The organism is Desulfuromonas thiophila (assembly GCF_900101955.1).
Lineage (GTDB): Bacteria > Desulfobacterota > Desulfuromonadia > Desulfuromonadales > Desulfuromonadaceae > Pseudodesulfuromonas > Pseudodesulfuromonas thiophila.
In genome coordinates this window covers 142,466-163,832 of record NZ_FNAQ01000004.1, presented here as the reverse complement: position 1 = coordinate 163,832, position 21,367 = coordinate 142,466, and the positions used below count along the sequence as shown (strand labels likewise).

General features: G+C 59.8%; 21 protein-coding genes. 19 read left to right on the top strand and 2 right to left on the bottom strand.

Annotated features, from left to right (window positions below; genetic code table 11):
- From BLR80_RS06015 to ahcY, 8 genes are all read left to right on the top strand, one after another.
- Entirely contained in the window at positions 1-489 is a 489-nt protein-coding gene (locus BLR80_RS06015; protein WP_092077267.1) for a PTS sugar transporter subunit IIB, read from the top strand.
- Positions 490-493: 4 nt separating this feature from the next.
- Positions 494-1,189, top strand: a complete 696-nt coding sequence (locus tag BLR80_RS06010) for a PTS sugar transporter subunit IIC (RefSeq protein WP_092077264.1) — start codon at positions 494-496, stop codon at positions 1,187-1,189.
- Positions 1,190-1,206: 17 nt separating this feature from the next.
- Positions 1,207-1,986 carry a PTS system mannose/fructose/sorbose family transporter subunit IID gene (locus BLR80_RS06005; protein WP_092077262.1) on the top strand — a complete coding sequence of 260 codons (780 nt, stop codon included), beginning with the start codon at positions 1,207-1,209 and terminating at the stop codon, positions 1,984-1,986.
- Positions 1,987-2,057: 71 nt separating this feature from the next.
- Complete coding sequence (locus tag BLR80_RS06000) at positions 2,058-2,324, top strand: HPr family phosphocarrier protein (RefSeq protein WP_092077260.1); 267 nt, start codon at positions 2,058-2,060, stop codon at positions 2,322-2,324.
- Positions 2,302-4,083, top strand: a complete 1,782-nt coding sequence (gene ptsP / locus BLR80_RS05995) for a phosphoenolpyruvate--protein phosphotransferase (RefSeq protein WP_092077258.1) — start codon at positions 2,302-2,304, stop codon at positions 4,081-4,083. The genes BLR80_RS06000 and ptsP overlap by 23 nt, the downstream gene beginning before the upstream one ends.
- Before the next feature lie 257 nt (positions 4,084-4,340).
- Positions 4,341-5,510 carry a methionine adenosyltransferase gene (metK, locus tag BLR80_RS05990; RefSeq protein WP_092077256.1) on the top strand — a complete coding sequence of 390 codons (1,170 nt, stop codon included), beginning with the start codon at positions 4,341-4,343 and terminating at the stop codon, positions 5,508-5,510.
- Positions 5,511-5,591: 81 nt separating this feature from the next.
- Entirely contained in the window at positions 5,592-6,662 is a 1,071-nt protein-coding gene (locus tag BLR80_RS05985; protein WP_092077254.1) for a glycosyltransferase, read from the top strand.
- On the top strand, positions 6,613-8,034 hold the full coding sequence (gene ahcY / locus BLR80_RS05980) for an adenosylhomocysteinase (RefSeq protein WP_092077252.1): 1,422 nt from the start codon (positions 6,613-6,615) through the stop codon (positions 8,032-8,034). The genes BLR80_RS05985 and ahcY overlap by 50 nt, the downstream gene beginning before the upstream one ends.
- 250 nt (positions 8,035-8,284) lie before the next feature.
- Here the strand turns inward: ahcY and lptG are convergent, their stop codons facing one another.
- On the bottom strand, positions 8,285-9,367 hold the full coding sequence (lptG, locus tag BLR80_RS05975) for an LPS export ABC transporter permease LptG (protein ID WP_092077250.1): 1,083 nt from the start codon (positions 9,365-9,367) through the stop codon (positions 8,285-8,287).
- Positions 9,364-10,527, bottom strand: a complete 1,164-nt coding sequence (gene lptF / locus BLR80_RS05970) for an LPS export ABC transporter permease LptF (RefSeq protein ID WP_092077248.1) — start codon at positions 10,525-10,527, stop codon at positions 9,364-9,366. Before lptF ends, lptG begins: the two co-directional genes overlap by 4 nt.
- Before the next feature lie 223 nt (positions 10,528-10,750).
- On the opposite strand from lptF, the gene rpsB reads away from it, so the two are divergent.
- The 11 genes from rpsB to ilvD all read left to right on the top strand — a co-directional run bounded on the left by rpsB (position 10,751) and on the right by ilvD (position 21,362).
- Positions 10,751-11,506 (top strand): 30S ribosomal protein S2, encoded by a 756-nt coding sequence (gene rpsB / locus BLR80_RS05965; protein ID WP_092077246.1) that lies wholly within the window; start codon positions 10,751-10,753, stop codon positions 11,504-11,506.
- 133 nt (positions 11,507-11,639) lie between these two features.
- The gene (gene tsf, locus BLR80_RS05960) at positions 11,640-12,560 is read left to right on the top strand and encodes a translation elongation factor Ts (protein ID WP_092077244.1); all 921 of its coding nucleotides are present in this window, start codon (positions 11,640-11,642) and stop codon (positions 12,558-12,560) included.
- A gap of 112 nt (positions 12,561-12,672) precedes the next feature.
- Positions 12,673-13,410: a UMP kinase gene (gene pyrH / locus BLR80_RS05955; RefSeq protein ID WP_092077242.1), complete on the top strand. Its 738-nt coding sequence runs from the start codon at positions 12,673-12,675 to the stop codon at positions 13,408-13,410.
- Entirely contained in the window at positions 13,407-13,964 is a 558-nt protein-coding gene (gene frr, locus BLR80_RS05950; RefSeq protein ID WP_092077240.1) for a ribosome recycling factor, read from the top strand. Before pyrH ends, frr begins: the two co-directional genes overlap by 4 nt.
- Positions 13,965-14,253: 289 nt before the next feature.
- A complete protein-coding gene (locus BLR80_RS05945) occupies positions 14,254-15,003 on the top strand; it encodes an undecaprenyl pyrophosphate synthase (RefSeq protein WP_245691366.1) in 750 nt (249 codons plus the stop codon).
- Entirely contained in the window at positions 15,000-15,800 is an 801-nt protein-coding gene (locus tag BLR80_RS05940; protein ID WP_171906338.1) for a phosphatidate cytidylyltransferase, read from the top strand. The genes BLR80_RS05945 and BLR80_RS05940 overlap by 4 nt, the downstream gene beginning before the upstream one ends.
- Positions 15,797-16,954 carry a 1-deoxy-D-xylulose-5-phosphate reductoisomerase gene (locus BLR80_RS05935; protein WP_092077234.1) on the top strand — a complete coding sequence of 386 codons (1,158 nt, stop codon included), beginning with the start codon at positions 15,797-15,799 and terminating at the stop codon, positions 16,952-16,954. Before BLR80_RS05940 ends, BLR80_RS05935 begins: the two co-directional genes overlap by 4 nt.
- Before the next feature lie 14 nt (positions 16,955-16,968).
- Positions 16,969-18,300: an RIP metalloprotease RseP gene (gene rseP, locus BLR80_RS05930; RefSeq protein ID WP_245691364.1), complete on the top strand. Its 1,332-nt coding sequence runs from the start codon at positions 16,969-16,971 to the stop codon at positions 18,298-18,300.
- Entirely contained in the window at positions 18,300-18,989 is a 690-nt protein-coding gene (tsaB, locus tag BLR80_RS05925) for a tRNA (adenosine(37)-N6)-threonylcarbamoyltransferase complex dimerization subunit type 1 TsaB (protein ID WP_092077232.1), read from the top strand. Before rseP ends, tsaB begins: the two co-directional genes overlap by 1 nt.
- Before the next feature lie 83 nt (positions 18,990-19,072).
- Positions 19,073-19,294: an HP1242/YdcH family protein gene (locus tag BLR80_RS05920; protein WP_092077230.1), complete on the top strand. Its 222-nt coding sequence runs from the start codon at positions 19,073-19,075 to the stop codon at positions 19,292-19,294.
- Between the two features lie 217 nt (positions 19,295-19,511).
- Positions 19,512-21,362, top strand: coding sequence for a dihydroxy-acid dehydratase (ilvD, locus tag BLR80_RS05915; RefSeq protein ID WP_092077228.1), 1,851 nt, complete (start codon positions 19,512-19,514; stop codon positions 21,360-21,362).
- The last annotated feature ends 5 nt before the right edge of the window (positions 21,363-21,367 follow it).

The window sequence follows — 21,367 nt, the reverse complement described above, 5'->3', positions numbered from 1 at the left end:
ATGGCGCTGGTGCTGGCGCGGGTTGATAACCGTCTGATTCATGGTCAGGTGCTGGAGGCCTGGGTCCCTTTTGTGCGGGCGGATTACCTGGTGGTAGTCGATGATACGGTGGCCGCCGACCCGTTTCGCAGCCAACTGATGCTGGCGGTGGTGCCGCAGCATTTGCGAGTTGAAATCTGTTCCCAAAGTCAGGTGGCGGCCCTGGTGCAACGCCACCTGGAGCATCATCACAATCTGCTGATTCTGTTCGCCACGCCCCAGGACGCCCTGCAGGCTTACGAGCAGGGATTGCATTTTTCTGAACTTAATTTGGGCAATATGCATCTGATGACTGGCAAACAGTGCCTGTCCTGTACCCTGGCGGTGGACGAAGCCGATATGGCGGTGTTTGATCGCTTGTCGCAGCTTGGTGTGGCGGTGCAGGCGCAGTGCATTCCCACCGACCGGGTTCGACGCTGGAACCGCCAGTGCCACTGTCTGGGAGACTAGGGCTATGTCGGTGCTGCAATGGAGCCTGATGCTGGGGCTGGCGGTGCTGGCCGGTCTTGATCGCACGGCTCTGGCCCAGTTGCAGCTGTGCCGGCCGTTGTTGTGTGGCCCAGTGGCAGGTCTGATTGTCGGGAACTGGCAAGCCGGGTTGCTGATCGGTATGCTGCTTGAGCCCGTTTGGCTGCTGCGTTTGCCAGTCGGTGCCACCGTTGCTCCCGACGATACCCAGGCGACGCTGGCTGCTGTGAGTCTTCATGCCGGTTCCCTGGTCAGTTTTCCGCTGGCCGATCCTGTCAGCCAGGCACTGCTGGCATTGCTCTGTGCCAGTCTGGCCCCCTTGGGGCGCTGCCCCGATATTCTCGCCCGCCATTGCAACGGCCGTCTGGCGCAGCGGGCCCAGGACTGCCTGGCTGTTGGGCAGGTACATGCGGCGCTGCGTTGCCACGGCTGGGGCGCGGTGTTGTTCGCTCTTGCCAGTCTGTGCAGTTTTACATTGCTGTTGCTGCTGGGGCTGCTGACCGCCTGGCTTCTGGGCGAGATGCTGGTCTGGCTGAGGCTGGTACCCGATGGCCGGTTGGCGACAGTCCTGTTGCTGTGCGGGCTCGCAGCCTTGGTGCCGCAGCTAGCGGTACCGCGGGGCGCGCAGCTGTTTTTTGGTGCTTTTGCCGCGACCAGCCTGCTGCTGGCGCTGCTGGGCTGAAGAGAGACAAGACTGTCATGAGGCTTCTGCCCGAGGACCTGGGGCGCTGGTTAAGGTTTAGTGCTGCCAGCCTGTTGTTGCCATTGAGCTGGAATTACAAGACCTTCCAGGGGCTTGGCTGTCTGTGGCTGCTGCGCGGGCAGCTGCGTTATCCGGCCACGGTTCAGCAGAAGGAACCTTTGCAGCCCTTTGCTGGTTATTTCAATACCAATGTTTTTCTGGCTCCAGCTGTATTGGCGGCGGCGGTGCGTTTGTACGAAGAGCGCCTCTCGGGTCAGTCGACCCTGATGGCGCCGGAGGCGTTTCTGCGGGCGGTCATGGCACCGGTTGCTGCCGTTGGCGATGCGTTGTTCTGGGGCGGTCTGCGTCCGCTGGTGTTCTGTGCCGCCTTGCTGCTGGCTTGGCTGGGCTGGCCGGGCTGGCCCCTGGTGGTTCTGGCCGGCTTTATTCTGCCGACCCTGTTGGTGCGGCTGCTTGGTAGTCTGCAGGGTTATGGACGGGGGCATCAGGTGGTCATGTTGTTGCAGCACCTGCGTCTGGCCGATCTGGCAATTCGTTGCAAGCAGGCAACACTGGTGTTGTTGGGAGCGGGCTGCGCGTTGTTGCTGCATCAGCTCGAACTTGCCAACGGGTTGCTGATCTGGTTGGTGCCGCTGTTGTTTGCTGCCCTGATTCCGTTGCTGGCACTGGTTTTGCGCCGGGGGATTTCGCTTGTGCTGCTGTGGTGGCTGGCGCTGTTGCTGCTGATTCTTTTTTTGCCGGAAGCTGTACCTCCCTTGTCGCAGTGGGGCAACTGAAGCCGCCTGGTGGTTGGCAGGACAGAGCCAGGCCCTGCTGCTGATTCCGGTTTTTGACCAAGAAGGTGAACATGCCTGAAAAAGAATGTGAAATCATCAACCGCCTGGGACTGCATGCCCGTGCCGCGGCCCAGTTTGTTCAGTTGGCCAGTCAGTTCAAGGCCGAAGTGTTCGTGCAGAAGGACGATTTTGAAGTTAACGGCAAAAGTATCATGGGAATTTTGATGCTGGCCGCACCCAAAGGGACCCGCATTCAGGTGCGCACCGAAGGGCCGCAAGCCGACGAGGCCCTGGCGGCGCTGGAGACACTGATTCGTGAACGGTTCGGCGAAGACTAAAGAGCAGTTCTGTTTGCAGGGGGTAGCGGCCTCACCCGGCATTGCCATTGGTGAGGTTTATCTGCTCGACCGCCAGCGGATTAGCGTGGTGGAACAGCAGATAGGACCCGAGCATCTTGATGCCGAGGTGGCTGCCTTCAGCGCGGCTGTAGAACTGACCCGCCTTCAGTTAGAACAGGTGCAGGAGCAACTGCGACAAAACTGTCAGCAGGAACCCTTTCATATCATCGATACCCAGCTGTTGATTCTGCGTGATCCCCTGCTTTATGAGGCGACCATCGCGCGTATTCGTCAGCTGCAGATCAACGCTGCCGGCGCGCTCAAACAGGTATTGCAGGAGTTGCTGCGCACCTTCGAAGGCATCGCGGACGAATACCTGCGTGAGCGTGGCAGTGATGTCGAGTTGGTGGGCGAACGCATCTTGCGCAACCTGCAGGGTCACGAGCAGCCGCGCGTTGCCCGACTGGAACGCCGCTCGGTCATTGTTGCCCACGATCTGTCACCCGCCGATACCTGTCAACTTGACCGTGTCCAGGTGGTCGCCTTCGTGACCGACCTGGGAGGTCGTACCTCCCATACCGCCATTCTGGCTCGCTCTCTTGATATCCCCGCAGTGGTTGGCCTTGAACGTGTTACCCAGCAGCTGCCGGCTGGCGCACCGGTGATTATCGACGGCAGCAGTGGCCTGCTGATCGCCTATCCGACGGCCGAAACACTGCGACAGTACCTGGAAAAAAAGCGGCGCTACGAGTTTTACCAGAAGCAATTACAGGTCTATCGTGATTTACCGGCCTGTACCCGCGACGGTGCCTCTATCCGCCTACAGGCCAATCTGGAGTTCTTACAGGAGGCTGAACCGGCACGGCGCAATGGTGCCGAAGGAGTGGGGCTGTTGCGCACCGAATTTATGTACATGGCTCGGCAGCAGCCGCCGGACGAGGAGGAACAACTGCAGGCTTATCGCCAGATTCTGGCCAGCTTCCGGCCCGATCCGGTGACCATCCGTACCCTGGATGTCGGTGGTGACAAGTTTGCCAGCGGCATCTGTCTGGCCGATGAGGCCAATCCGGCCATGGGGCTGCGTTCTATCCGTCTGTCGCTATGGGAACAGCGCCTGCTGCGACAGCAGTTGCGCGCCATCCTGCGCGCTTCGGCCGAGGGCCCGGTGCGGCTGATGTTCCCGATGATCTCCGGCTTGTCTGAGGTGCGCCAGTGTCGCGCCCTGCTCGATGAGGTGATGGCGGAGCTGCGTCTTGAGGGGCATCCCTTTGATGCCCGGTTGCCCGTCGGTATCATGGTGGAAACCCCTTCAGCAGTTTTTCTGGCGGATGTTCTGGCCGAAGAGGTCGATTTCTTCTCCATAGGTACCAATGACTTGATTCAGTACTGTCTGGCGGTTGATCGCAGTAACGAACATGTCGCCTACCTGTACGAACCGTTCCATCCGGCCATTCTGCGTGCTCTCACCCGGGTGGCTGACGCCGCTCATCAGGCCGGTATTGGCCTGAGTGTCTGCGGTGAAATGGCGGGAGAACCCATGTTCAGTATTGTATTGCTGGCGTTGGGTTATCGTGAGTTGTCGATGAATAGCAGTGGTATTTCGCGTGTGAAAAAGCTGGTGCGGCAATGGGACAGTCACAGCAACAGCGTCTTGCGTGAAACCCTGCTGCGCCAGAAAACGGCGGCTGATGTACTGCGCTGCCTGCAGCAGCAGTTGGCGAGTGCCTTCCCCGAGGCGGTGCCGGAACTGGATTATTAGCAGGCGGCCTGCCGTGACAGCGATTGATCAGCATGTGCAAGCAGCTGCCGTCCCCGTGCGATTTCAGCTGAAACCCAGGTCGCGGTGGTGTCGGATCGTGCGCCGGCCAGTTATTGTTTGACCATTCCGGCCGGACTGCCGCTGGTTGCTGCCGGGACGTTTTTCTTCGCGAGATGGCGCGATTAAGCTGTTGCCGGCATCGGCCCGTTCCCGTATACTCCCCGTCTGATTTTCCCTACAGAAAGGAACTTGCGCCCATGCCAATGACCGATTTCATGTTCACGTCCGAATCCGTCAGTGAAGGCCATCCCGATAAGATGGCGGATCAGATCTCCGACGCCATTCTCGATGCCATTCTGGCCCAGGATAAAACAGCCCGTGTCGCCTGTGAAACCTTGATTACCACCGGCATGGTCATGCTTGCCGGTGAGATCACCACCCATGCCCGTATCGACCACGCCGATGTTGTGCGTCAGACCATTCGTGAAATCGGCTATGTCAGTTCGCAGATGGGATTCGATGCCGATACCTGCGCCGTGATGACCAGTCTTGATCGGCAGTCACCTGATATCTCCCAGGGCGTGACCGAGGGGCAGGGCCTGCATCTGGAGCAGGGCGCCGGCGATCAGGGTTTGATGTTCGGCTATGCCTGCATTGATACACCGCAGCTGATGCCGATGCCGATTGTATTTGCCCACGAACTGACCAAACGGCTGGCCCAGGTGCGCAAGGAAGGCATTCTCGATTTTCTGCGGCCAGACAGTAAGTCACAGGTCTCCATCCAGTATATTGACGATAAGCCGACGCGGATTGATGCCGTAGTGCTTTCCACCCAGCATACGCCCGAGGTTTCTCAGCGCCAGATTGAGGAAGCTGTGATGGAGGAGGTGATCAAAAAGGTACTGCCGGCCCAGCTGCTCGATGGCGGGACCAAATATTTTGTGAATCCGACGGGGCGCTTTGTCATCGGTGGCCCCATGGGTGACTGCGGCCTGACCGGACGCAAGATCATTGTTGACACCTATGGTGGTCAGGGCTCCCATGGTGGCGGGGCCTTTTCCGGCAAGGATCCGTCCAAGGTCGACCGTAGCGCCTCCTACATGGGACGTTACGTTGCCAAGAATGTGGTCGCCGCCGGCCTGGCTGACAAGTGTGAGGTCCAGGTGGCCTATGCCATTGGCGTCGCCGAGCCGGTTTCGGTCATGGTTAACGCCTTCGGCACCGGGCGCATTCCGTCCAATGAAATCGCTCGTATTGTGCTGGAGGAGTTCGACCTGCGGCCAGCTGGCATCATCCGTACCCTCGATCTGCTGCGGCCGATTTATCGCCAGACTGCCGCCTACGGCCATTTTGGTCGCGAGTTGCCGGATTTCACTTGGGAACGGACCGATCGCGTCGAATCGCTGCGCAGCCGCGCCGGGCTCTGACGGGCCGCCGACGGTTACCAGTCAGACAAGGCGGCCCTCAAAGGTCGCCTTTTCTGTACCTCCCGGGTCAGGAACGTATTGATGAAGGTTGCTGCGCCGCCCGAACTGGCGCTTTTGGTGCCGGTCTGGAATGAGGCGGTTGTTCTGCCGGTTTTGTTCGATGAGGTGCTGCGCCAGCAGGGGGTGGCACTGGAACTGGTGTTCAGTGATGGCGGTTCCAGCGATGCTAGCTGTCAGCTGATTCGTCATTTTGCCGTCCGTTGTCCCTATTCCTGCCGTCTGGTGTGTGGCGCCCGCGGCCGGGCCGCGCAGCTGAACCGGGCGGCGCTCCACAGTCAGGCCGCCGTGTTGCTCTTTGTGCATGCCGACAGCCGTTGGCCTGATGCCACCGCGCTGTGCCAGGCACTGGCGGCTTATCGCGCGTGGCGGCGGGAGTACCCTGCGCTGCCCCTGGCCGGCCGTTTTCGCCTCAGTTTCGATGAGCCGGGCTGGCGCTATCACCAGCTGGCGCGCAAGGCGGCCATAGCGGCTCCCGGTGCCGTGCTGGGGGATCAGGGGTTCATGCTTGAGCGCTCCTGCTGGCAGCGGCTGGGCGGCTTTGCCGAGGATTGGCCGGTGCTGGAAGATGCCGAGCTGGCCCAGCGGCTCGGTTGTCAGGGCCGCTGGTTCTGTTTTGAGGCTTTAATTCAGACCCGCGCCTGTCGTTACCGTCGCGAAGGTTATTGGCGACGGCGCTGGCGTAATGCCATGCTGCTTTTGCTGGCTGCCAGTGATCGCCCTGACTGGCTCTGGCCCTGGTTGGGCAGTTATACGACTGCTGCGGTGCAGACCGCTGGCAACGGGGCACTTCCATCGCTGGCTCAGCTTTTTTCCCAGAGGGCTTTCTGGTGTCGCTGGGGGGAGCGACTGGCTGGCTATGGCTGGTATCCCCGCTGGCTGCTGACCGGTCGGCACCCCAGCGCCGATTGCTGGCAACCGCGGACACCGGCCACCACCACGGTGCTGGCTCTGCTGTGCTGGTTGGCCAGCGCCCTGTGGGCTTTTATCTACTGGCCTGTCCGGCTGTCCGGGCAGGCATCACCTGTAACCAAGGGAGACACCCATGACAACTCAACGACCGGCCTATCATGTCCGGGATCTGGCCCTGGCTGACTGGGGGCGTAAGGAAATCACCATTGCCGAATCGGAAATGCCTGGCCTGATGGCCGTACGTGAAGAGTACCGTGGCAGCAAGCCTCTTAAGGGTGCGCGTATTGCCGGATCATTGCACATGACCATCCAGACGGCGGTATTGATCGAAACCCTGGTCGATCTGGGTGCCGAGGTGCGCTGGGCCAGCTGCAATATTTTTTCCACTCAGGATCATGCCGCTGCCGCCATTGCCGCCAGTGGTGTGCCGGTGTTCGCCTATAAGGGAGAAACCCTCGAAGAGTACTGGGAGTTTACCAAGTTGGCGCTGTCCTTTCCCGACGGGCCGAATCTGATTGTCGACGATGGCGGGGATGCCACCCTGCTGGTGCATCGCGGGGTGGAGCGCGAGCAGGCCTTTGAGGCCTCTGGTGTGATGCCAGCAATCAGCAGCGGCCATGAGGAACTGGCCATTGTCGATCGCCTGCTTAACCGTACCCTGCAGGAGGATCCGCAGTACTGGCGCCGACTGGCGCGCAACCTGATGGGTGTGAGTGAAGAAACCACTACCGGCGTGCATCGCCTGTATCAGATGGCGCGGGATGGCAAGCTGATGTTCCCGGCCTTCAATGTCAACGACAGTGTGACCAAAAGCAAGTTCGACAATCTTTATGGCTGCCGTGAATCCCTTATCGATGGCATCAAGCGGGCGACGGACGTGATGGTGGCTGGCAAGCGCTGTGTTGTGCTCGGTTATGGTGATGTCGGCAAGGGCTGCGCTCAGGCTTTCCGTGGCATGGGGGCGCTGGTAAGTGTGACGGAGATTGATCCCATCTGCGCCCTGCAGGCATGCATGGAAGGTTTCGCTGTCGTGGATATGGACGAGGCCTGCCGCTGGGGTGATATCTTTGTAACCACCACCGGCAATGTCGATGTCATTACCCGTAGTCATCTGGACCAGATGAAGGATCAGGCTATTGTCTGCAATATCGGGCACTTTGACTCGGAAATTCAGGTAGATTCCCTGATTGGCGATTCCCGCCTGAAGTGGCACGAAATCAAGCCGCAGGTTGATCAGATCGAGTGGCCCGACGGTAAACGCATCACCCTGCTGGCCAAAGGCCGGCTGGTCAATCTGGGTTGTGCCACCGGCCACCCCAGCTTTGTCATGAGCAATAGCTTTGCCAATCAGGTGCTGGCGCAGATGGAGCTGTGGCAGAATCATGCCCGTTATGACAAACAGGTTTATGTGCTGCCGAAGATTCTTGACGAAAAGGTGGCGCGGTTGCATCTGGCCAAGCTTGGAGCGAAGCTTACCCGCCTGACCGACAAGCAGGCGGCCTATCTTGACCTGCCGCTGGATGGTCCTTACAAGCCGGAGCATTACCGCTATTAGCGGATGTTGAAAACGTCATCCTCGGGGGCTTTTTCAACGCCGCAAGCCGTAAATGCGTTTTTTCGTCTTGCTCACAAAATTAATCCATTACGGAGCAATGATTGATTTTGGTCGCCCAGCCATGGGTACTGCCGACTGTTTTTCAACCACCTGTTTGTTCTGGAATCCGCGCATGAACTAAAACAACCCAGGGGCGCTGCCGGCAAGGCAGACGCCCCTGGGTTGTTTTAGTGGTTTGCGGGGCCGGTTGCTAGTCGCGGGTGGACAGGATCAGCAGCCCGGCCAGGGTCAGGAAGATCAGGTTGGCGGCCCAGGCGCTGACGAGGGGTGGCAGCCGGCCGGCATAGCCGAGCGCCAGCAGGGTGGAGTGCAGCACGAAATACCCGGCGCCGATGAGGATGCTGATCGAGATGCCGAGTGCCAGGTGCAGATTGCGTGATTTCTGCAAAGCAAAAGGGATGGCCAGCAGTGCCATGATCAGGCAGGTGAAAGGCGCTGCCAGGCGGCTGTGGAAATCGACCTGATAGCGGCCGGCATCGAGACCCTGGGCGGCGATCTTGTGACTTAACCGGCGCAGACTGGCCAGGTCGAGTTCATCTGTTTTGGCATTTTCGACAGCAAAATCAGCGGGTTGGTAGTCGATAGGCAACATCAGCTGGTCGAGCAGGCGCTCATCGAGCAGGCCGCCGCTGGCGGGATCGAATCGGCGGCTGACAACGCCGCTGGCCAGCCATTGTCCGGCGACGAAGGAGGCGCTGGTCGCGTCAATGCGCTCATGCAGGCGTAGCTGATCGTCAACCAGAAACAGGGTCAGACCCTGCAACCGGGCTTGTTCCGGCAGGGCCAGCTGAATGTGGCAGAGGCTGGTGGGACTGCGTAGCCACAGGTTTTCACGCTGGGTCGGGGTGGCGCTTTTGCCCTTGACCTCGACCTGCAGGATGAAGTTGGCTTGCTTGACGCCGCCCGGTACCAGATATTCACTCAGGGCGAAATGGCCGCCGGCCAGCAGCACCGTAGCCAGCAATAGTGGGGCGAGCAGACGTTTCAGGCCGATGCCGCCGGCGCGCATGGCAGTGAGCTCCTGGGAACGCGCCAGTTGACCGAGGGTCAGAAAGACCCCCAGCAGCAGGGCCAGGGGAAACAGCTGGGCGATGATCAGGGGCAGCTTGCTGGCAAAATAGGCAAGATAGAGCGGCAAACGGGCCTGATGTTCGAGAAAGTCATCGACCTTCTCGAAAAAATCGATCAACAGATAGATACCACCGAAAGCAGCCAGTGCCAGACCCGTAGCGCGGGCGAACAGGCTCAGCAGATAGCGTTGAATCAGGGTCATGGCGCGGGCTTTCGTGCGGGGGGCGGCGTCAGGGAGCGCGGCCGGCGCCAGCGGCCCAGCAGTGGCCGCTCACGGCAGACGCGTCCAAACAGCAGGCCTCCAGCCAGATAGAACAGCAGGTTTGGCGCCCATAGGCTGGCCAAAAGAGGCCAGTTTTTCTCCAGTGCCAGTGTCTTGGCGGCGGAAAGGCTCAGGTAGTACAACAGAAAAATCAAGAGAGCCAGGGTGAAGCCGCCGCTGCGTGAACTGCGCTGGTTGCGGACCGCCAGGGCGATGCCGAGCAGGGCGAAGGCCGGCGGACACAACGCCAGGCTGAGCCGTTCGTGCAGTTCGGCGCGCCAGCTCCGTTGTTTTTCTGGCGGCAGTTGCGGAAGTCGGGCCAGCAGTTGCGGCAGATTCTGGTAGCGCACGTCGACAGATTCAGCATCGCTGTCTGTGGCGGGCTGGCGCAGTGACAAGTCGATGTCGTAGCGAGCAAAGCGCAGCAGCTGGTAGCGTTCAGCGTCCGAGCGGTGCAGAACCCCTTGCTCCAGATGCAGCAGCAGATGACCGCTGCTGCTGTCGCTGTGAAGCAGGCCGCGCCGGGCCAGCACGACCAGTGGCTGACGGCCGCTGCGGGCGTCGCTGATAAAAATGCCGCTGAGCTGGCCGCTGGCGCGATCAACCTGGTCGGCATACAGGGTCAGGCCTGCCAGGGGCTGGCTGAAATGCTGGGCTTTGAGAGACAAGGTGACGCCCTCAAGCGCCAGCTGCTGCAGCTGACGCTGCAGGTGGGCCTGACCGGCCGGCTCGGCATAGAGCGTCAGGCCGCCAGTAAGCAGGGCAACCACCAGACTGGTCAGCAACACGCCAGAACTCAGCCGCCAAAGACCGATACCGGCGGCTTGAAAAGCAACCAGTTCGCTGTCGCCGCTGAGCCGACCGAACAGTAACAGCACGGCCAGCAGAAAGGCCAGCGGCAGGGTGATCACCAGAAAGGAGGGCATCAGGCTGCCGAACAGGCTCAGCAGGGCAGTCAACGTGATAGGACTGTCGACCACCAGCTCCATCAGTTTGAGCAGGCGTCCCAACAGGATGACGAGGGTAAACAGGCCCAGGCCAAGCATCAGGCTGGTCAGCAGTTCACGCAACAGGTAGCGGTGGATTCGCAGGTTTCGCATAGGCCGGCGATGGTAGTACAGACAACGGGGATTGTAAATGATTCCTTCGGTTTTAACTTGCAGGTGGGCGGACGGCTGTGCTATGAAGTCGCGGTTTCACTTCTTTTTTATCCCGCACGCCTGGATCGCACTGCCGGTGGGGTGTTCACTCAAGGGTGGATGACCGGTTGTGGTTATGGCCAGGCGGAGGATTCAAACCCACTCCAAACGAAGCGAGGAAAGCATGTCCAGCAAAATCACGATGAAACAACTGCTTGAAGCCGGCGTTCATTTCGGTCATCAGACCAAGCGCTGGAACCCGAAGATGAAGCCTTATATCTTTGGCGCCCGTAACGGTATCTACATTATCGATCTGCAGCGCACCGTGCGCTATTTCCGCACCGCTTATGCCTTTGTCAAGAGCGTGATCGAGAAGGGTGACGCGGTGCTGTTTGTTGGTACCAAGAAACAGGCGCAGGACGCCATCCGCGAGGAAGCCGAGCGCTGCGGCCAGTACTATGTCAACCATCGTTGGCTTGGTGGTATGTTGACCAATTTCGCCACCATCAAGGGCAGTATTGACCGGCTCAAGAAGATTGAAACCATGGCGCAGGATGGTACCTTCGAGTTGCTGACCAAGAAAGAGGTTCTGCAACTCGAGCGCGAGCGTCTCAAACTGGAGAAAAACCTTGGCGGCATCAAGGGCATGGGCAAACTGCCTGGCGCCATGTTCGTGATCGATCCGAAAAAGGAAGCCATTGCCGTCTGCGAGGCGAAAAAGCTTGGCATCCCGGTGGTTGCCGTGGTCGATACCAATTGCGATCCGGACGAGATCGACTATATCATTCCCGGCAATGATGACGCTATTCGCGCTATCCGACTGTTCGTGTCAAGCATGGCGGATGCCTGCCTTGAAGGCGGTCAGGCCTACGATGCGGCAGCCTGCCGTGACGAGCAGGAGCAGGAGAAGACGGCCGAAGGTGCTGCGCAGCAGGCCTGATCGGCGGCTTGTAAAAACCTTTTTAAGCGACCGGCGTGCTGGTCGCTTTTTCATGTTCGCTTGAGCATTTTTTTCTTGCCGGAAGCCGGGGCAAGCGTGCCCCGTTCCGGCCGTACAACAGGAGACGAGACAGATGGCACAGATTACAGCTTCGATGGTGGCGGAACTGCGCAGCAAGACCGGCGCGGGCATGATGGACTGCAAAAAGGCGCTGAACGAGACGGGCGGCGATCTTGAAGCTGCCATCGACTATCTGCGCAAGAAGGGGCTTTCCGCAGCGGCCAAGAAGTCCGGCCGCGCTGCTGCCGAAGGCGCCATTGTGGCTGCCGGTGCCGGTTCGGCGGGTGTGATCGTCGAGGTTAACGCCGAAACCGATTTCGTGGCCAAGAACGACGCCTTTTGCGCCTTTGCCAAGGGCGTGGCGGAGATCATCCTCCAGCACCGGCCGCAGGATGTTGCCGCGTTGCTGGAACTGCCCTTCCCTGGCAGCGACCGCAATGTCGGTGAGGAACAGGTCCATCAGATTGCGACCATCGGTGAGAATATCAACATCCGTCGTTTCGCCAGTCGCGCCGTCGCGGCGGGCCGGGTGGAGTCCTACATCCATGGCGCCGGCAAGATCGGCGTGCTGGTTGAATTGCAGACCGAATCGGCTGATAATGCGGCGGTGCAGAATGTTGCCCGGCAGCTGGCCATGCATGTGGCCGCCGCCAATCCGCAGTATCTGTGCCGCGAGCAGGTGCCGGCCGATGTCGTCGAGCGCGAAAAAGACATCATGCGGACCAAGGCCATCGAAAGTGGCAAGCCGGCCAACATTGTCGACAAGATCATTGAAGGTCAGGTCAACAAGTTCTTTGGCGAGGTTTGCTTGTTGGAACAGGCCTTTGTGATGGACCCCGATACTCGTGTCAGTGCTTTGTTGGCCAACCTGGCTAAAGAGGTTGGCAGCGCGGTCAGCCTGACCGGCTATGACCGCTATCAGCTGGGCGAGGGTCTGGAGCGGCGTGATGACGATTTTGCCGCCGAGGTGGCCGCTCTGACCCAGCAGAAGTAGCCAGCTTGTCGATCAGGGCAGCATCATCGGATAATCGGTAATGCTGCCCTGACCCTGCTGGTTTCCGCCTCTTCCTCCATTTCATCGAGCCTCTTTCCGGTAAAGGCAACCTATGAGCAGCGACAGTCTCCGGCCGAAGTACAGCAAGATTCTGCTAAAACTCAGTGGCGAAGCCCTGGCCGGTGAACACGGCTATGGCATCGATCCCAAGGTGATTCATGGCATTGCCGACGAGGTGCGCGAGGTGGTCGAGCTGGGCGTCCAGGTGGCCCTGGTGATCGGCGGTGGCAATATCTTTCGTGGGCTGGCGGCCTCGTCGGCCGGCATGGATCGCGCCAGTGCCGATTACATGGGCATGCTGGCCACGGTGATGAACAGTCTGGCCCTGCAGGATGCGCTGGAAAAGGTTGGAGTCATCACCCGAGTACAGTCGGCCATCGAAATGCGTGAAATCGCCGAACCCTATATCCGCCGCCGTGCCGTGCGGCATCTGGAAAAGGGACGGGTGGTGATCTTTGCCGCCGGTACCGGTAATCCCTATTTCACAACCGATACAGCGGCCAGCCTGCGGGCCATGGAAATCGGTGCCGAAGTTATTCTCAAGGCCACCAAGGTCGATGGTGTCTTCAATGCCGATCCGGCCAAGGATGCCAGTGCCGTCAAGTTCGATCGCTTGTCCTATCTGGATGTGTTGCAGCGTGGCCTGCAGGTGATGGACGCAACAGCGACCTCCCTGTGTATGGATAACCAGCTGCCCATTCTGGTATTCAATCTGACGCATCCGGGCAATATCAAAAAGGCGGTCATGGGAGAGAAGATCGGAACCCTTGTCATGGGAGGTCAATCATGATTCAGGATGTGCAGAAAAAAGCCAAGAGTGCCATGGAGAAGGCTATCGATGCCCTCAAGCGTGAATTTCGCAAGGTGCGCACCGGACGGGCGTCGGTCGATCTGCTTGATGAGGTGCGGGTGGATTATTATGGCACGCCGACGCCGCTCAACCAGGTGGGGACTCTGGTGGTGCCGGAACCCCGCATGATTACCATTCAGCCTTGGGAAAAAAGTCTGCTGCCCCAGATTGAAAAGGCGATTTTCAAGTCGGATCTGGGTCTGACGCCTTCCTCGGATGGCGAGTTGGTGCGGATTGTCATTCCGCCGCTGAACGAGGAGCGTCGGCGCGAGATGGTCAAGGTGATCAAGGCTAAAGCCGAGGATGCCAAGATCAGCATCCGCGCTGCCCGGCGTGATGCTAATGAGGCTCTCAAAAAGCTGGAGAAGGACAAGGACATCACCGAGGATGATCTCAAACGCGGTGAAAAGCTGATCCAGGAGCTGACGGACAAATATGTCCATCTGTGTGAAGAAGTCATTGTTGCCAAGGAAAAGGAACTGATGGAGGTCTGATCTTCCTGTCGGAAGAGACCGCCTGTCCTGGAAAATTAACAGCAGCGTAGTGGCAGGAGCCCGGCGCTGCTGTTTGTGCTCGTCTAGGCGTTAGTGGCACCAGCCATGACTTGCCGCTGAGCCCGCGGCGTGTTAGTGTCCGGGAGTCTAAAAAGCAGGCCTGCGCTTGACGCCAGCAGCCCGGAACGGCTGTCTTGAGCCTTGTCAGTACCTTGTCAGTATGATCCCGCCGGCTGAGGTTCCCGCTTGTGTTCCTGATGGCAATGCCAAAGGTGCCCCTTTCCCCGAAATGACGCGCGGTGCTATGAGTCTGCCACAGCATCTGGCTATTATCATGGACGGCAATGGCCGTTGGGCGCAGCAGCGCCAGTTGCCGCGTATTGCCGGCCACCAGCAGGGAGTGAAGGTGGTCCGCACCGTGGTGCAGGAATGCGCTCGTCGTGGTATCGCCTATTTGACCCTGTATGCCTTCAGTTCAGAGAACTGGCAGCGGCCGATGACAGAGGTCGACGCTCTGATGGGGCTGCTCGACTACTATCTGGATGTCGAACTGCCGCTGCTGCAGCAGCAGGGTATTCGCCTGCAGGTCATTGGCGATCTTGATCGCCTGCCTTCGTCTCTGGCACAGCGAGTTCGTCAGCAGGTCGCCAGCACTGCGACCAACCCCGGCATGGTATTGACCTTGGCTTTGTCCTATGGTGCGCGGGACGAACTGGTGCGCGCCGTCCGCCGCCTGCTCACCGATGCTCGGCGCAAGGATATTTCTGCCGAGGCTCTCGATGAAACCCTGCTGGCATCCTATCTCGATACCGCAGCGATGCCTGATCCCGACCTGCTGATCCGCACCAGCGGCGAAATGCGTATCAGCAATTTTCTGTTGTGGCAACTGGCGTACACTGAACTGTATTTCTGTTCCTGTTACTGGCCGGATTTCGATGTGGCGGCGTTGGATCGGGCGCTGGCGGATTTTTCCCGCCGCAGCCGGCGTTTCGGACAGGCCGGTGACTTCGAGCCGACTTCTCGCCTGGGAGAATCGTGATCAAACAACGTATCCTGACGGCTCTGATCGTTTTGCCCCTGCTGCTGTTTGTCACCCTGGCCCTTGACAGCCAATGGGTTTTTTGTGTCACTGCTGGGGTGCTGTTGCTGGCCCTACAGGAGGCCATGGCCCTGTTTGAGGGTCTGTTTAGTCGTGGTGCGCGTGGGCTTACTCTTGGTGCTGGCCTGGGCCTGTTCACGGTGGCGGTCTGGTGGCCTGCCCAGTTGCTGCTGGCTCTGGTGCTGGCACTGTTGTTGTGTGCCTGCTATCTGCTGTCGCGTTATCAGTGTTTCGAACGGGTTCTGCCCCTGTTGGGCGCTGTGAGTTTCTGCTGGCTGTATCTGCCCCTGCTGCTGAGTTCCCTGGTGCTGTTGCATGCCGCGCCCCATGGCCGCCTGTGGGTGCTGCTGGTGCTGCTGACCACCATGCTGTCCGATTCGGCCGCCTACTTTGTCGGCAGCGCCTGGGGGCGCCGGCGGCTGGCCGCGCGGATCAGCCCGAAAAAAAGTATCGAAGGCGCTTTTGGCGGTCTGGCCGGGGCCCTGCTGGGCGCGGCATTCTTTGGGGCGGTGGTGCCGCAGATTTCCTGGCTGGCTGCGGTCGGTGCGGGCCTTTTGGCCGGTATCTTTGGTCCGCTGGGTGATCTGTTCGAGTCTTTGCTCAAGCGGGCTGCCGGTGTCAAGGACTCCGGTCATCTGTTTCCCGGCCATGGTGGCATGCTTGATCGGCTCGATAGCCTGCTGTTCAGTTTTCCGGTCGTTTATCTCTATGTCCTGTGGTTGACGGGCGCTTCATGAAGACATTGGCTGTGCTGGGGGCGACCGGCTCTATCGGAGTCAACACCCTGGAAATTGTCGCCGCTTTTCCCGAGCGTTATCGCGTGGCGGCGCTGGCGGCGGGCTCCAACCTTGCCTTGCTGCGCCAACAGGTGCGGCGCTTTCGACCACAACTGGTTTCCGTGGCCAATCAGGCCATGGCGCAAGAGCTGCGTCAGAGTCTGGCAGGCGAAAAAGTCGAGGTGCTGGCGGGGGTGGAAGGAGCCTGTGCCTGTGCCCGGCTGGCGGGCGTCGATCTGGTGGTGTCGGCCATCGTTGGTGCTGCCGGGTTGCTGCCGACGCTGGCCGCGATCGATGCCGGCATTGATGTGGCGCTGGCCAACAAGGAAACCCTGGTAACTGCCGGTGCTCTGGTGATGCGGGCCGTGGCGGACAACGGGGTGCGCCTCCTGCCGATTGACAGCGAGCATTCCGCGATTTTTCAATCCATTGCCGGGCAACGGCCGCAAGATATTCACCGTCTTATTCTGACTGCTTCGGGCGGTCCCTTTCGCAATCATGCGCCGGAGCAGCTCACGGCGGTGACACCGCAGCAGGCGCTGGCCCACCCCAATTGGGCCATGGGCCCGAAGATTTCCATCGATTCTGCTACCATGATGAACAAGGGCCTTGAGGTGATCGAGGCCCGCTGGCTGTTCGCTATGCCCGCCGAACGCATCGCTGTGCAGGTGCATCCCCAGAGCATTGTCCATTCCATGGTGGAGTATGTCGATGGTTCGGTGCTGGCCCAACTGGGGCTGCCGGACATGAAAACCCCGATCGCTTATGCTCTGGCCTGGCCTGAGCGCTTGCCGCTGGCTCTGCCGCGACTGGATCTGTGTCGCATGGCTGATCTGAGTTTCTGTGCGCCGGATCTACAGCGGTTTCCCTGTCTGGCGCTGGCCTACCAGGCGCTGGCGGCGGATGAATCGGCCTGTGTGGTGCTGAATGCGGTCAACGAGGTGGCGGTAGAGGCATTTTTGAGCGGTGCCATCCGTTTTACTGATATCGCCCGGCTGATCGACCGAATGCTGCAGCGGCATGGCGGTGGAGGACTGGCTACGGTGGAAGAGGTGCTGGCGCTGGATGCCCAATGCCGGCGCCAGGCACGCGAACAGATCGCTTTTCTGGTTTAAGCGGGAGTGCAGGCATGATGGTAACCATAGCCGCAGGCATTTTGATGCTGGGCGTGCTGGTGTTCATTCACGAACTGGGACATTTCTGTATCGCCAAGCTGTGCGGGGTGAAGGTTCTGCGGTTTTCTCTGGGATTCGGTCCTAAGTTGTTCGGGCGGACCTGGGGCGAAACCGAATACCTGATCAGCCTGATTCCGCTGGGTGGCTACGTGCAGATGCTGGGAGAGGGCGTCGCGGCGGAGGAAACGCCGGACGCGGCCCAGCTGGCCGAGCCCGACCGCTGTTTCTCCTCGCGGCCGGTGAGCCAGCGCATGGCGATTGTTGCGGCCGGGCCGGCCATGAATCTGCTGCTGCCGCTGCTGCTGCTGCCGCTGGCCTACCTGATTGGCGTACAGATCCCGGCCTATCTGCACCAGCCTGCCTGTGTTGGCTATGTGGTGCCGGCCTCTGACGCGGAACGGGCTGGTTTTGTTGTCGGTGACTGCATTGTCGCGGTCAATGGTCTGGCGGTGGATAGCTGGACAGCGACGGACAAAACGCTGATTCCGGCGGTTGGTTCGGAGCTGGTCTTTGTTGTTGAACGTGGCGGGACATCGCGGCAGTTGCGCATGGCGGCGGAAAACGGCAGCCTTGAAGGGTTGCAGTCCCTTGGCCTGCTGCCACGTCAGCCAGCGTTGATCGGCAGTCTGAACCCTTCCATGCCGGCTTATCAGGCCGGTTTGCAGGTGGGTGACAGGATTCTGGAAATAGCCGGTCAGGCGGTAACTTCCTGGTACGATCTGCATGGCCTGATTCAACAGTTGCAGGGCCAGGCCGCCCTGTTCACCATTGAGCGGGGAAGCCGTCGTTTTACGGTGGAACTTAGTCCACAGCAGGATCCGAAGCGACAGATATGGCTGGTCGGTATCACGCCGCAACAGCCTCTGGAAATGCGCCAGTACCCACTGCGTCAGGCGGTGAAGGCCGGTTTTGAACGGACGGCCGAGCTGATCGATCTGACCCTGGTTTTTTTGCGCAAGATGGTTGCCGGTCATGTGCCGGCCGATAATATCGGCGGTCCGATCATGGTCATGCAGATCGCCGGCCAGGCGGCTCAGACCGATTTCAGCACCATTTTGACGGTGCTGGCTTTCCTCAGTATTCAGCTGGGTATTCTTAATCTGCTGCCGATACCCGTACTCGATGGCGGGCACCTGTTTTTTTATCTGATTGAACTGATTTGGCGTCGTCCTCTGTCGCTGCGCGCCCGCGAGGTTGCCCAGCAGATTGGGCTGGGCCTGCTGCTGTTGCTGATGCTGTTGGCCTTTTATAATGACCTGAGTCGCCTGTTTCTGGGGGGCAGCTGATGACCGTGCGGTTGGCGTTCGACAGTTCCACGCCCCGCGCCAGTGTCGCGCTGCTGCAGGATGACCAGGTGTTGGCGGAGACCCGCCTGCAGTCTGTGGGAGGGCGACATAATGATCACCTGCTGGCCCAGGCTGAAGCCTTGCTGGCCTGTTGTGGCTATGCCGCCCGTGACATTGACGAACTGGTAGTAGTGCAGGGTCCCGGTTCCTTTACCGGCCTGCGTGTTGGCTTGGCAACTGTGCAGGGGCTGGCCTTGAGCCTCAAGCGGCCGATCCGGGCGGTGGATTCCCTGCGGGCTCTGGCCTTTCAGCACGGCCCCTGTGAGCGCCCTCTCTGTGCCCTGATTGATGCGCGCAAGCAGGAGGTTTATGCTGCGCTCTATTACTGGCGGCCTGGTCAGCCACTGTCCTATGTGACTCCCCGCGTTTTGCCACCGGCGCAGCTGGCGTACCAGTTGCCTGAGGATGTGCTGCTGCTAGGCGATGCTGCCCGGTTTTATGGCGAGGCGCTGGCCACTGCCGGGGGTCGCCAGTGCTTTGCCGGCTTGGCCTGTGGCGGTCCGACTGCCGCGGCGGCGGCATTGTTGGTACATGCGCAGCCAGATGATTTTGCTCTGCTGACGGCTGCCTGTCTGCGGGCTCTCTATGTGCGTGCCAGCGACGCCGAGCGTGCCCGGCAGCCGAGGTAAGGCGATTGTTGACAAGGTTTGGGCCATTGGTTAGTCTCGCATGAGGAACGCTGTTGTCCGTGACTCTTTCAGGGAGGTGCACTATGGATGCAAACCAGGAGATCATAAGTCAGCTGTTCGAGAACGATGCCCGCTTTCGCAAGCTTTATGAGGAGCATCATATTCTTGAAAAGCAGCTGGAACAGCTCAACAACAGCCCATATCTGTCTGTAGAAGAGGAGCTGCAGAAGAAGAAAATCCAGAAAATGAAACTCGCTGGTCGCGACGAGATGGAACGCATGATCCGGGGGCTGCAGCCGTCGTGATTTTGGGGATGAATCCCGCGCCGCTTTAAGGTAAAAAAGGGTTTGAGTTCGCTCAAGCCCTTTTTCTGCTTTTGCTTTTTTTTACCGGGATAAAACAGTGGTCTGGTGTTGTCGAACTGGCCGGATCGGACGTCTTCGGTAGCCGTGGTGCTGATGCCAGCGCGGCAGGTCCGGAGTAACTTTTTCTTTTTCATTTTTATTTAGCAGAGGAATGCACATGCCAGCATACCGTTCGGCGCAGTCTGTTGCCGGTCGCAACATGGCCGGGGCTCGGGCCCTGTGGCAGGCGACCGGCGTGAAGGCTGCGGATTTTGGCAAGCCCATCATCGCTGTTGTCAATTCATTTACCCAGTTTGTGCCGGGCCATGTCCATCTGAAGGAACTGGGTCAGCTGGTGGCCCGTGAAATCGCTACCAATGGTGGAATTGCTAAGGAATTCAATACAATGGCGATCTGTGACGGTATCGCCATGGGGCATCAGGGGATGCTTTACAGTTTGCCGTCGCGTGAGCTGATCGCCGATACGGTTGAATACATGGCCAATGCCCACTGTGTTGATGCTTTGGTGTGCATTTCCAACTGCGACAAGGTGACACCGGGTATGTTGATGGCCGCTATGCGTCTGAATCTGCCGACCATTTTTGTTACCGGAGGGCCTATGGAGGCCGGTCGGGCCGAACTGGCTGGCAAGATGGTGGCGCTGGACCTGGTGGATGCCATGGTGGCGGCTGCTGATGCACGGGTCAGTGATACCGATATCGCGGTTTATGAACGCAGTTCCTGTCCTACCTGCGGTTCGTGTTCGGGCATGTTTACGGCCAATTCGATGAACTGCCTGACCGAGGCCCTGGGGATGAGCTTGCCTGGCAACGGGACGCTGGTGGCCACCCATGCCGATCGGCGTGGTCTGTTTGTGACGGCGGCGCAACGTATTGTCGAACTGACCCGGCGCTACTATGAGGCCGGCGATGTCCGGGTTCTGCCGCGTTCGATTGCCACCTTTGAAGCCTTTGAGAATGCCATGCGGCTCGATATCGCCATGGGAGGGTCAACCAATACGGTGCTGCATCTGCTGGCTGTGGCGCGTGAGGCCGGCGTTGCCTTCGACATGGCGGATATCAACCGGTTGTCGCGCCAGACGCCGAACCTGTGTAAGGTGGCTCCGGCAGTACAGCACTATCACATCGAGGATGTTCATCGCGCCGGGGGCATCTTCGGCATTCTGGGCGAACTGGACCGGGCTGGCCTGCTACACCGCCAGGTCATGACGGTTCACAGTGACAGCCTGGGCGAGGCGCTGGAACACTGGGACGTGCGGCGCTCGGCGGAGGCGGCGGTGCAGCGTTTCTACTGTGCTGCTCCTGGCGGACAGCCCTGTCTGGAGCCTTTTGCCCAGGAGCAACGCTGGCCGTCGCTTGATCTTGACCGCAGCGCGGGTTGCATCCGTGATCTGGCTCATGCCTACAGCCAGGACGGTGGCCTGGCTGTTCTGTATGGCAACCTGGCACCGGAGGGTTGTATCGTCAAAACCGCAGGTGTCGATGCTTCAATCCTGAGTTTTTCCGGGCCGGCACGTATCTTTGAAAGTCAGGAAGATGCCAGCGATGGCATTCTGCAGGGGCAGGTGGCTGCCGGAGATGTGGTGATTATCCGCTACGAAGGTCCCAAGGGTGGACCAGGTATGCAGGAAATGCTTTATCCCACCAGCTATCTGAAATCACGCGGTCTGGGCAAGAGCTGTGCCCTGATTACCGACGGGCGTTTCTCTGGTGGCACCTCAGGTTTGTCCATCGGCCATGTTTCGCCCGAAGCGGCCGAAGGCGGCCCCATCGCCCTGGTTGAGGATGGTGACCTGATCGAAATTGATATTCCGGCCCGTCGTATCACGCTGGCGTTGAGCGATGCCGAACTGGAGCGCCGCCGGCAGGCAATGACCCTGCGTGGCCCGCAGGCCTGGCGGCCGGCGAGTCGCCAGCGTCAGATCAGTGCTGCCTTGCAGGCCTATGCCGCAACCACGACCAGCGCCGCGCGTGGCGCCGTGCGCGATCTTGCCCAGCTGTCCCGCTAAGGGGG